General features: G+C 71.3%; 1 protein-coding gene. It reads right to left on the bottom strand.

All coding sequences use genetic code 11. The features are described 5' to 3' along the window. Positions 1 to 963: efflux RND transporter periplasmic adaptor subunit (locus A6302_RS20515; protein ID WP_069308542.1), on the bottom strand; the 963-nt coding region annotated here is incomplete at both ends.

Below are 963 nucleotides of genomic sequence, written 5' to 3'. Positions count from 1 at the left end.
CCGGTGGCCGGATCGACCACCATCTCCTCCGGCGTCACCGCCGCGCCGTCGCGCAGGTTCTGCGCGCCTTCCACGATCAGCCGGTCGCCGGCCGAAACGCCCTCCGTCACCACCCAGTCGTTGCCCGACGTGCGACTTGCCGTGATCACCCGCGTCTCGGCCTTGTCCTCGGCGGTGACGAACATCGCCGTCGTCTCGCCGCGGGCGTTGTGGCCGACGGCGCGCTGCGGCAGCCGGAAGGCGCCTTCGATCTCGCCGAGCGAGAGTTCGGCGCGCACATACATGCCCGGCAGCAGCAGCCGCCGCGGATTGGCGATCTTCACCCGGATCGCGAAGGTGCCGGTCGCCTCGCTGACCGTCGCCTCGGCCGACTGGATGGAGCCGACCTCGCCGTAGGCCGTGCCGTCCTCCAGCGTGAGGCGCACTTCGGCCTTGCGCGGATCGCCCTTCAGGCTGCCCCCTTCGAGCATCCGCCGCACCCGCAACAGGTTGGCGCTGCTGTCGGTGAGGTCGACGTAGATCGGGTCGAGCTGGCGGATGGTGGCGAGCGCCGTGGTCTGGCTGGCGGTGACGAGCGCGCCGGCCGTCACGCTGGACACGCCGATCTGGCCCGAGATCGGCGCCTGGACCGTGGTGTAGTCGAGGTTGATGCGGGCGGCGTCGACATCGGCCTTGGCCGCGGCGACATCGGCCTGCGCCGAGAGATAGGAGGCGCGGGCCTCTTCCAGATCCTGCTCGCTGACGCCCTGGATCCTGGCAAGCTGCGCGTAGCGGTCGGACCGTGCCCTGGCGCTCTGCACCGAGGCCTCGGCCTTCTGCTGTGCCGCCTCGGCGGCCGCCAGCGCGGCGGCATAGCTCGCGCTCTCGATGCGGTAGAGCGGGTCGCCGGCCTTCACCTCCGTTCCTTCGGTGAACAGCCGCTCCTCGATGATGCCGTCGACCCGCGGCCGGATCTCGGCCACC

Source organism: Methylobrevis pamukkalensis (assembly GCF_001720135.1).
Taxonomy (GTDB): Bacteria; Pseudomonadota; Alphaproteobacteria; order Rhizobiales; family Pleomorphomonadaceae; genus Methylobrevis; species Methylobrevis pamukkalensis.
Note: the sequence above shows the minus strand (reverse complement) of the source record. Positions and strands in the feature narration are given on the sequence as shown.